Origin of the sequence: Micromonospora sp. NPDC048063 (assembly GCF_043202855.1) — a bacterium.
Classification (GTDB): domain Bacteria; phylum Actinomycetota; class Actinomycetes; order Mycobacteriales; family Micromonosporaceae; genus Micromonospora.
The window spans coordinates 281,028-292,813 of record NZ_JBIDBG010000007.1; the positions used below are offsets into that span (position 1 = coordinate 281,028).

The window sequence follows — 11,786 nt, forward strand, 5'->3', positions numbered from 1 at the left end:
ATGGCGCGTGGTCTGAGGACGGGAAGGATCAGCGCGGGCCAAGACTTCCGTCGCCGTCCTATCCGCGACGATCAACTCATCCAGTTCGGTGCCCGCCATGACGGCAGGCTATCGCTACGCCGTGGCCGCAGCCTCTGCCTGTTGGACTGCCCGACTCGTCAGGCTGCCGGCGCGCCGGTCGTTCCGCGCGGACCGTCGGGGGCAGGACCTTGATGCCCAGGACGGTCTCGACCTCGGGCCTGGCATGTCGGGCCCTTCGTCCACGTGCCGATTGCGGCGAGCGTCGTCCACCACCACGGGCCTCTGCCGATCGCCAGCGCCATCCACGGCGGCCGCCAGACGCCGTACGAACCGGCGACACCCGGCGATCCAGCCACGACCTCAACCGCTCGGTCTGCGGCATGTGACGGCGTCGGTGTTGGGCCGGGGGCTGCCTCATCGCCGCAAAGCGCTACGGGAGAACGGGTCAGTTGTTAGGGGATAGCCGAGAGGTGCCTTGTCGGCGGGTCGGCCGGGGCACCGTGTCTGGCGCCTGGGCCGACCCGCCCTGGTGAGTGGTTACGTCACATGACGTGTATGAAGGTCGCCCAGCCGTGTCCGATCCTGACCGGGTTGGCGAGGCCGGCTCCGCTGTGCGGGTAGTACCAGAGGTTTCCGTTCGCGTCGACTCCCAGGACGTCGGCAGCACCGTCACCGCTCCAGTCCGCGGCCATGACGTGCTTGAAGGGCGCCCAACCATGTCCGATCCTGACCGGGTTGGCGAGGCCGGCTCCGCTGTGCGGGTAATACCAGAGGTTTCCGTTCGCGTCGACTCCCAGGACGTCGGCAGCACCGTCACCGCTCCAGTCCGCGGCCATGACGTGCTTGAAGGGCGCCCAACCATGTCCGATCCTGACCGGGTTGGCGAGGCCGGCTCCGCTGTGCGGGTAATACCAGAGGTTTCCGTTCGCGTCGACTCCCAGGACGTCGGCAGCACCGTCACCGCTCCAGTCCGCAGCCATAACATGCTTGAAGGTCGCCCAACCATGTCCGATCTGCGTGTAGCCAGACAGTTTGTAGCTGTTGTTCGGGTAGTACAGTAGCCTCCCTGAAGAATCGACTCCTAGGACGTCGGCGGCACCGTCACCGCTCCAGTCCGCAGCCATGACGTGCTTGAAGGTCGCCCAACCGTGTCCGATCCTGACCGGGTTGCCGAGGCCGGCTCCGCTGTGCGGGTAGTACCAGAAGTCACCGTTGGCAGCGACTCCCAGGACATCGGCGACACCGTCACCACTGAAGTCGGAAACCCGTTCGCCGTCAGCCCCGGGCAGGCCGGTGGAAAGGCGGTTCTGGCTCACGGGTGCGGTGCCGGTGGGATAGTTGGTGCCGGTCTCCACGGTATTGGGGATTTCGCGGCTGAGCTGAGAATCGCAGTAGACGACATTCCAGTGAAGATGTGGGCCGGTCACGTTTCCGGTGGCGCCGGACGCGCCGATATGCTGCCCCTGCGCCACCAATTGCCCCCTGTTGACGATGGTGGCGCTGAGATGGGCGTACTGAGAGCAACGGTTGTTGCCGTGGTCGATCAAGGCGATGATGCCTCCGCCGGTGCTCCACCCCTCGTAGTAGACGGTGCCGGCCGCCGAGGCGACAATCGGGGTGCCTTGCGGCATGGCGAAGTCAACGGCATGTCGATTATAGCCGTCGTTGTGAGAATAGCCGCTTCCGGGCGTCTGGGTAATGGTGTACGCATGTCCAGCCCGGTAAGGTAGCTTGAACGGTGCGCCATTGCCGGCGAGTGCGGACTCCTGAGGAATCAGGATTCCGAGCACGGCGACAAGCGCAGCCAAGCTGACTGCGATATCGCGACGCAAATGGACCTCCTTGTGTCTACGATCGGCGCGGAATCTGGAATGTTGGCCTTGCAGCTGCACGCTCATGAGCCACGGACTTTCGGGCGCGATCTGGCCCAAAGGGTGTCCCAACGGGGCCGAGACTGTCAAGAACGCCAATGGCTCTCTGCGTAACGGCCTGTTGCCCCGCCATGGGCTGGGAAAGGCTTCCACGTCCAGCCCCGACGGTGGGTCGTGGAACGGACCTTTGGCCAGGTTCAGGCGCGTCGACGCGCAGGGTCGCCTCGCCGTCGATCGGCACCAGTGTTCCGGTGAACGCGCCCCCGCCCTGCACCGGCACCAAACCACCGAGGCAGTAGCTGCGGCTGACCAGCCCGGTCCCCGCCATGAGGCCCGACCGCCCGCCGCCTACGGGATCCGCCACCGGCGGCACCCGTGTCCCGCCCCGGTGTCAGTCCAGCCAGTACCAGCCGTCGCCGAGCGACCAGCGCATCCGGCAGGGGTCCGCGAAGCAGTCGAAGCTCGTGTCACCCGGCGTCCCGGTGAGGTACGCGTAGCCGGCCGCGCCGTCTGGCGTGCCGACCCAGACCGGCAGGAGGATGCCCGTCGGCCCGCTGCCCTCGGTGCCGATCCGCACTGCCCGCCCCATGGACGACAGGTGCCGCAGATCCTTCGGCAGAACCTGGCCGTACCGGTCGCCGTACTCGGCCGTGACCTTGTCGGCGAGCCCGGCCGCGGTGCGGAAGTCGTCCCGGTGGAGGCGGTAGAAGTTGTGGACGAAGACGGACGTCCAGTCGACGGCCACGATCGCCACCGGGGCCAGCATCCCAGGAACCAGCACCAGCGTCAGCGCCTTGACCGGCCCGACCCTGCGCCACAGGGCCACCAGGGCGATCCCGGTGACGGCCATCGCCAGCAGCCAGCCCAGCCCGGTGATGATCAGGCCGAGCAACCACAGGTTGGCCAGCCGAAGGCCGAAGAGATGCAGCCCGGCGACGACTCCCCATGCCGCCACGCCCCCGACCACCCAACCGGCGACGACACGGCCACGCGGGCGTAGAGCTGTCGTGGTACCACCTGCGACGACGGGCATCCGCTCATTATGAAGGTGGGCCGCAACACGGCCCGGGTCTCCAGCCGGCGGTGGACCGCAGGCTGCCCGGTGGATCTGAACGAACTCACCGACGAGGTCGAGGCGGCGTGCCGCACCTTGAGAGGTGGCCCCGACCGCTCGTGACCCGCAGCGAGCAGTTCCGCACCTGGTGGGCCACCCACGACGTGCACATGCACCACACCGGCGTCAAAAGGCTGCGCCACCCACTCGTCGGGGAGATCACGCTGACCTTCAACGAGCTGGACCTGCCCGGTGACCCGGGGCTGAGCATGAAGGCGTACACCGCCGAGCCGGGATCCGCCTCGGAGGAGAAGCTGCGGCTGCTTGCCAGCTGGTCGACGGCCAGCCCGGTGGAGCGCTTCCCCGCCGACGCCGAACAAAGCTGACTCGCCCCGCATTACGAGCCGAGCGTCCGGCACCGGCGCTGGGCAGATCCACCGCGCCTGGAACCACGGGAAAATTCCTTCGCGGGTACTTGGCGAGTGTTGGTCGAAGGCCGGGAAGCCTCATGCAGACGCTGAGGGATCAGGTGGTGAGCGTGTGGAGTGGCGAAGGAGCTGGGTTAGGCGGGGGCGATCAGGCCGTGCTCGTAGGCGGCGATGACGAGCTGGGCACGGTCGCGGGCGTGGAGCTTGGCGAGGAGGTTGCCGATGTGCGTCTTGACGGTCTTGATCGAGATGGTGAGGGTGTCGGCGATGTCGTCGTTGGACAGGCCGCGTGCGACCAGGGTGAGCACTTCGGCCTCCCGCTTGGTGAGGATGTCGAGTCCCCGTGGCGAGGCAGTGGGGCGGCTGACGTAGTGCTCGATGAGGCGGGTCAGGATCGTGGGGGCGAACATGGATTCGCCGGCATGGGTGCGTCGGATCGCGTCGAGGAGCTGGTCGGGTCGGGCGTCTTTGAGGAGAAAGCCGCTGGCTCCGGCGCGGAGCGCGCCGTAGACGTACTCATCGAGCTCGAACATGCTCAGGACGAGCACTCGGCAGCCCGAGAGCGTGGCGTCTGCGGCGATGGTGCGGGTCGCCTCGATCCCGTCTCCGCCGGGCATGCGGATGTCCATCAGGATCACGTCGGGGCGCAGGTCGCGGGCCAGCGACACGGCCTCGTGCCCGGTGGCGGCTTCTCCGGCTATGGCGAGGTCGGGGGCTGCGCCCACGAGCAGGGCGAGGCTGTGTCGCAGGAGGGGCTGGTCGTCTGCGATGAGCACCCGGATCGCGGCTCGCGCGTCATCGGTGGTCATGTCGCGCCTCGGTCGGGGATGCGGGCGGTGAGCAGCCAGCCGTCATCGGCCTGCTCGGCGTGGAGGCTGCCGTCGAGAGCGGCGACGCGTTCGCGGAGCCCGTCGAGGCCGTGGCCGGCACCGGGCTGAGGCTGCCAGCCGGGTCGCGGGCCGGCATCCTGGACTTCGACGATGATGGTGTCTGCCTCGCGGTGAATCCCGACGCGGGCGTGGGAAGGTCCGGCATGCCGGATCGTGTTGTTCAGGGCCTCGCGGACGACCGCGCAGACGGTGAGCTGCACGCCTGCGGTCACGTCGCCCACCTCCTCGTCGCCGAGGGTGACGGTCAGTCCGGCATCGTTCGCGGCCTTGACGATCGCTGGGAGGTCGTCGAGGGTGTCGGCCGGGCGCAGCGGGGCGGGTCCGGCGGTGCGCAACAGGGCGAGCATGCGGCGCAGCTCGGTCGTGGTCTGCCGGCTGGCGCGCTCGATGTCGGCCAGCGCATTCGCCCTCTCCGCCTCACCGTCAGGTCCGGTCAGGGTGCGCGCGGCGGCGGCTCGGACGGTGATGAGGCCGAGGCCGTGGGAGGCGAGGTCGTGCAGGTCGCGGGCGATCCGCAGCCGTTCGGCCTGCGTAGCCTGTTCCGCGGCCCATGAGGCCAGCTCCTCCTCGTAGTGGCGGCGCTCCGAGCGAGTGCGGGCGAGCGCCCAGGCGATCACCAGGGCGGTGACCCCCGCGGACACGGCCAGGGCCCCCCACACGGATACGGGGTTGTCGACGCCGACGGTCATGAGCACGAGTGCGAGCATGGCGAGGACGGCGACGGCGACGAGCCACGCGCGCGAGCGCCACGTCGGCCGGTCTGTCTCCATCGGCCAAGTCTAGTTTTCGGGCCTCCCAGCCGGATCGGACCTGGGTCTGACAGACCGGGGTCCGAGCGCAGGCGGCGAGGTCTGGTCCTGGGTCCGATGACGCGGCCGAGGCGCTCTGGTGGCATGGCGGCATGCTCTCGATCAGCGGCCTCACCAAGCGGCACGGCTCCCGTACCGTCCTGTCCGACGTCACGTTCCAGGCGCATCCCGGCCGGGTGACCGGGTTCCTCGGTCCGAACGGGGCGGGCAAGTCCTCGACGCTGCGCATTCTGCTCGGCCTGGACCGCCCCACCGTCGGGACCGCCCTCATCGACGGGCGGCCGTACCGGAGCCTGTGCGACCCGGCGCGCACGGTCGGGTCCATGCTCGATGGCTCCGGTGCGCACCGATCCCGCACGGCCCGCAACCACCTCGCCTGGGTCGCCCGCGCGGGCGGCATCCCGAAGCGCCGCGTGGACGAGGTGCTCGACCAGGTGGGCCTTGCCGGTGCGGGCCGCACCCGCGTCGGCCGGTTCTCCCTCGGCATGGGGCAGCGCCTCGGGCTCGCCGCCGCACTCCTGGGCGAGCCGGCGGCGCTCGTGCTGGACGAGCCGGTGAACGGCCTCGACCCCGAGGGCATCCGGTGGATTCGCTGCCTGCTCCGCGGCCACGCGGACGCGGGCGGCACCATCCTGCTGTCCAGCCACCTGATGAGTGAGGTTACCGAGATCGCCGATGACCTCGTGGTCATCTCCGGAGGGCGCGTCGTCGCGGCCGGCCCGCTGGGAGAGGTCACCGCCGGCTACGCCACGCTCGAGGACGCCTTCTTCGCCCTCACCGGCACCGATCGCGCAGGGAGCACGCAGTGAGCCTGCTGCGCGCGGTCACCTCCGAACTGCGCAAGACCGCGACCCTGCCTGCTTCGCTCGGCGCGATCGGCGTCGCCGTGGCCGGCTCGGTCGGGATCACCCTGCTCAACGCCTCGTATGCCCGCGCCGCCCTCGGCGGAGACCCCCGCTTCGACGGCTTCGAGACCTCCCCGGCCGAGACGGCGTTCGCCGCGGTTCCCCTCGGCGTCGTCGGGGCCGTCATCCTCGGCGTGGTCGCGATCAGCAGCGAATACACGGCCAACAGCTCCGACGCCGGAGGCGGACGGCAGATCACCGCGACCCTGACGGCCACCCCTCGGCGTCTCACCCTGCTCGCGGCGAAAGCCGTCGCCGTCGTCGTGCTCATCGCGATCACGGCGGCCGTGACGATCGCCGCATGTATCGCGCTGGCCCACCTCGTCATCGGCACCGCCGTCACGCCCGACGACACCGGCGAGACGATCGCTCGTGCCCTCGGGGCAGGGCTCTACTGTGCGCTGATGGGGCTGCTTGCGTTGGCGATCACGGTTCTCATCCGCAGCGGCATCATGCCGCTCATCGTGCTCATCGCCAACAGCTCCCTCGTCTCGGTGTCGTTCCTCCTCTCCCAGGTCACACCATTGGCTCGGTTCCTGCCCGACCTCGCCGGCATCCGCTTGTTCGCCCGCGAGAGCTTCGCCGCCTTCGACGACGCGCTGGATCCGCTCACCGGCGGCCTCGTCATGGCCGCCTGGGCATTCGGGCTCCTTGCGGTCTCGGCTGTCGTATTCACCCGCCGTGACGCATGAACCGCCCCTTCGCCCGCACGATCGCCGCAGAGCTCGTCAAGCTCCGCAGCCTTCCCGCCCTGCTCGCCACCGTACTCGGAACGGTCGCCACAGGCATCGCCCTCGCCGCCGCCCTCGCCTCTTCGGCTCCGACGACCGGCGACACCATGCAGATCACGACCCAGACGATCGTCTTCCTCCAGGTCGGCCCCGTCCTCATCGGCATACTCACCGCTGCGACCGAGTACATGGGACGCCAGATCGTGACTACCCTGACCGCCACTCCGAATCGTTTCCTACTGCTGGCTGGGAAGGCGGCCGGCTACCTGACCGCAGCGGCAACCACGAGCCTCGCCACGATCGGAGCCAGCGCGGCGACGGCATGGATCACCCTCAGCGCCCGGGGCATCCGCTCGACCCGGGACTTCGACCTCTGGCCGCTGCTCGGAGCCGTGGTCTACCTCGTACTCATCGGGCTGCTCGCTCTCACGGTGACCGTCCTGCTGCGTTCGCTGACCCCTCCGCTGGTGACGATGCTCGCTCTCGTCCTGATCGTCTCGCCCCTGCTGGCCGGCTACACCGAGCACGCCCGCTGGCTGCCCGACAAGGCAGGGAGCCTCCTCTACCTCCCCGACAACGATCTTCTGCTCACACCAGGCACCGGGGCGCTCGTCCTGCTCGCCTGGATCACCGCGACGGCGATCGCGGCGAGCATCGCGTTCCAGAGACGCGACGCATGAGGGCGCTCCACCATGTTGTCCGGACCTGGTGCCGATGGCGCACCCGGCAACTGCCCTCACGCCGGGGTGGGGCGAAGCCTCCCGAGCACACAGCGAAACCGGGCGCCGCTCGGTGACTGTTGTAGACGCGGCGAGCCCGGTCTCGTCCTACGAACAGAGCCGGTCCAGTTGACCGATCTCATCTGCAATGGCGTGCTCGATGGTGGGCGTCGATTGCCTTCGATCTGCCAACTCGCAGGCGACCTCCGACTCGCCCTGGCACCGTCGCGTTCGCATACGGAGATCGAGGCCGCGGGCTTGATCGAATCCAGCCAACCGGCCGGGACCCGCGTCCCGGATGGCGCACCCGTCATTGCGTCGATCGGCCATCGGTCGAACAACTGATGTATCGCAGACTGTCGCTTCCTAGGTTCGTCCCCGGATATTCCGTAAACGCATTGAGACCCAGGTGGTGGGCATGGACGGAATCGATAGACGGGCTTTCTTGCGTGTGACGGCGACAGTGGGCGCGGTCGCCGTCGCAGGCGTGACCGTGGGGACTGGGGTGGCGGCCGCGGCCGTGCCCGGGTTCTACAACCCCTTTACGGGGTACCCGATCACCGACACGTGGGAGGGGCACCTGGCCCGCGGCTCGCTCGGCGGGATCGACTATGGCATGCCCGTCGGCACCCGGCTGCCTGCGGCGGGCGGCGGTGTGGTCTACAACGACCCCGACAACGGCACCGGCGGCTACACGGCGGTCATCCACCACGACAACGGCTACAAGACCCAGTACCTGCACCTGTCCGGGTTCGTCGTGGCGAACGGCACCCGGGTCGCGATGGGCGACATCGTCGGGTTGTCCGGCGGTTACCCGGGCGCGCCGGGCTCGGGCTCCTCGACCGGCCCGCACCTGCACTGGCACATGAACGACCCCTCCGGCACGCGCATCAACCCGCTGGCGTTCCTTGGCGGTGACGCGCCCGCGGGGGACACGCAGGTGTTCGAGACGGCACACAACTCCGGCTGGCAGCCGCTTCCGGTGGCCTCGATCGTGGCGTCGAAGGTGAGCGCGGTCCTGCGCGCGGACGGCACGAAGATCATCTACTCGGTGCGTGACGGGTACGTGTACGAGGCGGCGAGCAACGCGGGATGGCGCAACCTGCGCGTGCCCAACCTGGCCGGCGTGTCGGCGATTTCGGCGATCGCGGTCGGCAGCGGGGTCGTGCTCTACACGATCCGGTCGGGCGCGTTGTGGGAATGCGCGAGCGGCGACTGGGTTCCGTTCTGCGTTGGGTACAACGGAAGTCCGATCTACGCGGACGCGGTCAGCGCGGTGCTGCGGTCCGACGGCACACGGATCGTCTACACCGTGCGCGACGGCGCGGTCTTCGAGGCGGCAAGCAACGCGGGATGGCGGAACCTGCGGATGCCCAACCTGGACAGCGTGGCCGTCGTGTCGGCCCTCTCCCGCAACGGGATCACGACGCTCTACACGATCCGCGCGGGCGCCTTGTGGGAGGCCTCCAGCGTCGACTGGCGGCCGTACGCCGTGGGGTACAACGGAAGTCCCATCTACGCGAATGCGGTCAGCGCGCTCCACCGGCCCGACGGCACACGGATCGTCTACACCGTGCGCGACGGCGCGGTCTTCGAGGCGGCAAGCAACGCGGGATGGCGGAACCTGCGGGTGCCCAACCTGGGCGGAGTCGGTGCCGTCTCCGCCATCTACGCCAGCGGCACGGAGATCCTCTACACCCGGTGACACCGAGACAAGTGGGACACACCATGAAAAGTTTGCCGAACGCGCTACGGCGGCGCGTTGGTCTGCTGGCCCTAGCAGGGCTCATCGTCGTATCCGGGATCGGCTTCCCCGGTGAGGCACGTGCCGCCGACAACTCCAGGACCGCGTGGGACTTCTTCGTCGGCAAGGGACTCACCGCGGTACAGACCGCAGGCGTTCTGGGCAACCTGGCGCAGGAGTCCAACATCAACCCGCTGGCGCAGGAGCCCGGCGGTCCCGGCCGCGGGATCGCGCAGTGGAGCACCGGCGGCCGCTGGGACACGACCGCGAGCGCCAACGCGACCTGGTACGCGGCGGTGACCGGTCAGAACGTGTGGAGCCTGGACGCGCAGCTCGGCTTCATCTGGTGGGAGCTGACGAACATCCCGGGGTACGGGCTGGCGCAGTTGCGGGCGTCGAGCACGATCGCCGACGCGACCGTCGCGTTCCAGGACCTTTACGAGCGCTGCGGAACCTGTCACGAGTCAACGCGGATCAGCTACGCGACGAACTACTACAACCAGTACGCGGGCACGACCCCGCCCGCGTCGAACACGCAGGTGTACGAGACAGCGGACAACTCCGGCTGGCAGCCGCTTCCGGTGGCCTCGATCGCGGCATCGAAGGTGAGCGCGGTCCGGCGCGCGGACGGTACGAAGATCATCTACTCGGTGCGTGACGGGTACGTGTACGAGGCGGCGAGCAACGCCGGGTGGCGGAACCTGCGGGTGCCGAACCTCGACAACGTTTCAGCCGTGTCGGCGATTGCCTTCAACGGCGGGACCGTTCTCTACACGATCCGCGCGGGCGCGGTGTGGGAGTCGTCCAGCGTCGACTGGCGGCCGTACGCGGTGGGATACAACGGAAGCCCGATCTACGCGGATGCGGTCAGCGCGGTGCTGCGGGCCGACGGCACGCGGATCGTCTACACGATGCGGGACGGTTACGTGTACGAGGCCGGTAGCAACGCCGGCTGGCGAAACCTGCGAGTGCCCACGTTGAGTGGTGTGTCGGCGCTGTCGGCCATTCCCTATAACGGCGGCACGGTGCTGTACACGATCCGCGCCGGCGCGGTGTGGGAGGCCGCAAGCGGCAACTGGACGCCGTATGCCGTGGGGTACAACGGTAGCCCCATCTACGGGAGCGGTCTGTCCGCCATCTCGTTGGCGGACGGCACGAGAATCGTCTACACGGTCAACAACGGCCGCGTGCACGAGGCGGCGAGCAACGCGGGCTGGCGGAACCTGCAGGTGCCCAGCCTGTCCGGGGTCAACTCCGTCTCCGCCGTCAACGCGGGAGGCGTCAAGATCCTCTACACCCGCTGACGCCGGACGGCACCTCAGTGACGGGGGTGCCTCCGGCGAGCGGCCCGGCGTTCCGCGAGGGCGGCATCCCTGGACCAGCATGGAACCCCTGCCGGGCAGGGTCCAGGCCGGATGTCATGCCGATGCCGGACCGGCCAGCGCGACAGGGCCGCCCGTCCCCACCCCGACAGGGGGGCCGGGCGGCCCATCGCGCGGTGCGGCGGTCAGTCCGTGGCCAGCACCAGCGCCTTGTGCCACGCGCCCGGTGCGCGAGAGTGCGTTCGCCCCAGCCGAGGAGCCATTCGGAAGCCGCTGGGCCGAACTCGTAGCCACCGGGGTGCAGAACGTCAGGACTGGTAGGCGGGCGTCCAGCCACGGTCCTCGGGCCGCTGTCGCACCGCCGGGCGCGAACTGCGGTTCTCGTGCAGCGCGAGCAGGACCACCGAGGTCAGTACCAGCACCAGGCCGGTCCACTGGCTCGTGTCGAGTTGCCCGTCGAGCAGGGTGAGTCCGACCACGGCGGCCGTCAGCGGGAAGGCCAGTTCGGCCAGGGCCGCGCTCGACGCGGGCGTGTGCCGGAGGGCGTGGTAGTACAGCGACAGGGCGAGCAGGCCCGGTACGGCCGCGAGCAGCACCAGCCGCGGTACCAGCTCCACCGGAACCGTGACCGGCGTGCGGGTCGCCGCGGCGAAGGTGGCGAGGGTGACCAGTCCGACGGTGAACCGAAGCGTGGTGACGTGCAGGAAGGACAGTTCGGCGCTGACCATCCGGCCGAGGACGGTGCCGGCTGCCCAGAGCGCCGCGGCCCCGGTGGCCAGCCCGGCCGCAGCGAGGCTGCGGGGGTGGACCCCGAGCGGGTCGGGGAACGCCAACAGCCAGGCGCCGACGACCGCAGGCACCGCGAAGAGGGGGAACCGGCGGTTCACCCGTTCCCCGAGCAGCGCGGCGGCCAGGACGATCGCCAGCGCTGGTTGCAGCTTCTGCAACACCTGCGGGGTGATCGGGTCGCCCAGCCGGAACGCGGCGGTGAACAGCGTCGTGGCCAGCGCCGAGGAGCCGGCTCCGATCACCAGCACGGCCAGCTTCGTCCGCACGGAGCAGCGGGCGAGGGTTCGTACGGCCGGGATCAGCCAGGGCGACACCAGGATCACGAGGACGACGTGTTCGGCCAGGACCACGCTCAGCGCCGGAAGCTGGCGGGAGAGCGGTTCCCGCAGCAGCCCGGAGAAGCCCCAGAGGCTGGCGGCGACGGCGACCAGCCAGGTGCGGTCGCTGGAGGCGCGGCTGGCGATCGGGATCATCGTGTCCTTTCCGGGGCGGTGGGGCACCGA

General features: G+C 69.5%; 12 protein-coding genes and 1 pseudogene. 8 read left to right on the top strand and 5 right to left on the bottom strand.

What is annotated here, in order from left to right; genetic code table 11:
* Window positions 1–563: 563 nt before the first annotated feature.
* Window positions 564–1,919, bottom strand: a complete 1,356-nt coding sequence (locus tag ACGFZ2_RS19795) for a peptidoglycan DD-metalloendopeptidase family protein (RefSeq protein WP_393455442.1) — start codon at window positions 1,917–1,919, stop codon at window positions 564–566.
* A gap of 99 nt (window positions 1,920–2,018) precedes the next feature.
* Here ACGFZ2_RS19795 and ACGFZ2_RS19800 point away from each other — a divergent pair.
* Window positions 2,019–2,108 (top strand): annotated as a pseudogene (locus ACGFZ2_RS19800) (IS5/IS1182 family transposase); the annotation flags it as partial.
* Between the two features lie 175 nt (window positions 2,109–2,283).
* Here ACGFZ2_RS19800 and ACGFZ2_RS19805 read toward each other — a convergent pair.
* A complete protein-coding gene (locus tag ACGFZ2_RS19805) occupies window positions 2,284–2,847 on the bottom strand; it encodes a hypothetical protein (protein WP_393455445.1) in 564 nt (187 codons plus the stop codon).
* On the opposite strand from ACGFZ2_RS19805, the gene ACGFZ2_RS19810 reads away from it, so the two are divergent.
* The gene (locus tag ACGFZ2_RS19810) at window positions 2,838–3,332 is read left to right on the top strand and encodes a hypothetical protein (protein ID WP_393455448.1); all 495 of its coding nucleotides are present in this window, start codon (window positions 2,838–2,840) and stop codon (window positions 3,330–3,332) included. The two genes, ACGFZ2_RS19805 and ACGFZ2_RS19810, sit on opposite strands and share 10 nt — an antisense overlap.
* 176 nt (window positions 3,333–3,508) lie before the next feature.
* On the opposite strand, the gene ACGFZ2_RS19815 is transcribed toward ACGFZ2_RS19810, so the two are convergent.
* The gene (locus tag ACGFZ2_RS19815; RefSeq protein ID WP_393455451.1) at window positions 3,509–4,183 is read right to left on the bottom strand and encodes a response regulator; all 675 of its coding nucleotides are present in this window, start codon (window positions 4,181–4,183) and stop codon (window positions 3,509–3,511) included.
* Entirely contained in the window at window positions 4,180–5,034 is an 855-nt protein-coding gene (locus ACGFZ2_RS19820) for a sensor histidine kinase (protein WP_393455454.1), read from the bottom strand. Before ACGFZ2_RS19820 ends, ACGFZ2_RS19815 begins: the two co-directional genes overlap by 4 nt.
* Before the next feature lie 131 nt (window positions 5,035–5,165).
* Here ACGFZ2_RS19820 and ACGFZ2_RS19825 point away from each other — a divergent pair, with 131 nt between their 5' ends.
* The 6 genes from ACGFZ2_RS19825 (at window position 5,166) to ACGFZ2_RS19850 (ending at window position 10,476) form a co-directional block, all read left to right on the top strand.
* On the top strand, window positions 5,166–5,882 hold the full coding sequence (locus tag ACGFZ2_RS19825; RefSeq protein ID WP_393455457.1) for an ABC transporter ATP-binding protein: 717 nt from the start codon (window positions 5,166–5,168) through the stop codon (window positions 5,880–5,882).
* Window positions 5,879–6,670 carry a hypothetical protein gene (locus tag ACGFZ2_RS19830; RefSeq protein WP_393455460.1) on the top strand — a complete coding sequence of 264 codons (792 nt, stop codon included), beginning with the start codon at window positions 5,879–5,881 and terminating at the stop codon, window positions 6,668–6,670. Before ACGFZ2_RS19825 ends, ACGFZ2_RS19830 begins: the two co-directional genes overlap by 4 nt.
* Window positions 6,667–7,389, top strand: a complete 723-nt coding sequence (locus ACGFZ2_RS19835; RefSeq protein WP_393455463.1) for a hypothetical protein — start codon at window positions 6,667–6,669, stop codon at window positions 7,387–7,389. Before ACGFZ2_RS19830 ends, ACGFZ2_RS19835 begins: the two co-directional genes overlap by 4 nt.
* 168 nt (window positions 7,390–7,557) lie before the next feature.
* Complete coding sequence (locus ACGFZ2_RS19840) at window positions 7,558–7,773, top strand: hypothetical protein (RefSeq protein WP_393455465.1); 216 nt, start codon at window positions 7,558–7,560, stop codon at window positions 7,771–7,773.
* A 73-nt stretch (window positions 7,774–7,846) separates the two neighbouring features.
* Window positions 7,847–9,133 carry a M23 family metallopeptidase gene (locus ACGFZ2_RS19845; protein WP_393455627.1) on the top strand — a complete coding sequence of 429 codons (1,287 nt, stop codon included), beginning with the start codon at window positions 7,847–7,849 and terminating at the stop codon, window positions 9,131–9,133.
* A 32-nt stretch (window positions 9,134–9,165) separates the two neighbouring features.
* Window positions 9,166–10,476, top strand: coding sequence for a phage tail tip lysozyme (locus ACGFZ2_RS19850; protein ID WP_393455468.1), 1,311 nt, complete (start codon window positions 9,166–9,168; stop codon window positions 10,474–10,476).
* A gap of 326 nt (window positions 10,477–10,802) precedes the next feature.
* Here the strand turns inward: ACGFZ2_RS19850 and ACGFZ2_RS19855 are convergent, their stop codons facing one another.
* A complete protein-coding gene (locus tag ACGFZ2_RS19855; protein WP_393455471.1) occupies window positions 10,803–11,756 on the bottom strand; it encodes a DMT family transporter in 954 nt (317 codons plus the stop codon).
* Window positions 11,757–11,786: the final 30 nt, after the last annotated feature.

Bases quoted from the DNA above. Each gene is read 5' to 3' on its own strand.
- ACGFZ2_RS19845 (WP_393455627.1), top strand. From the start codon at position 7,847: ATGGACGGAATCGATAGACGGGCTTTCTTGCGTGTGACGGCGACAGTG.
- ACGFZ2_RS19795 (WP_393455442.1), bottom strand. From the start codon at position 1,919: ATGAGCGTGCAGCTGCAAGGCCAACATTCCAGATTCCGCGCCGATCGT.
- ACGFZ2_RS19825 (WP_393455457.1), top strand. From the start codon at position 5,166: ATGCTCTCGATCAGCGGCCTCACCAAGCGGCACGGCTCCCGTACCGTC.
- ACGFZ2_RS19810 (WP_393455448.1), top strand. From the start codon at position 2,838: ATGCCGCCACGCCCCCGACCACCCAACCGGCGACGACACGGCCACGCG.
- ACGFZ2_RS19820 (WP_393455454.1), bottom strand. From the start codon at position 5,034: ATGGAGACAGACCGGCCGACGTGGCGCTCGCGCGCGTGGCTCGTCGCC.
- ACGFZ2_RS19855 (WP_393455471.1), bottom strand. From the start codon at position 11,756: ATGATCCCGATCGCCAGCCGCGCCTCCAGCGACCGCACCTGGCTGGTC.
- ACGFZ2_RS19835 (WP_393455463.1), top strand. From the start codon at position 6,667: ATGAACCGCCCCTTCGCCCGCACGATCGCCGCAGAGCTCGTCAAGCTC.
- ACGFZ2_RS19815 (WP_393455451.1), bottom strand. From the start codon at position 4,183: ATGACCACCGATGACGCGCGAGCCGCGATCCGGGTGCTCATCGCAGAC.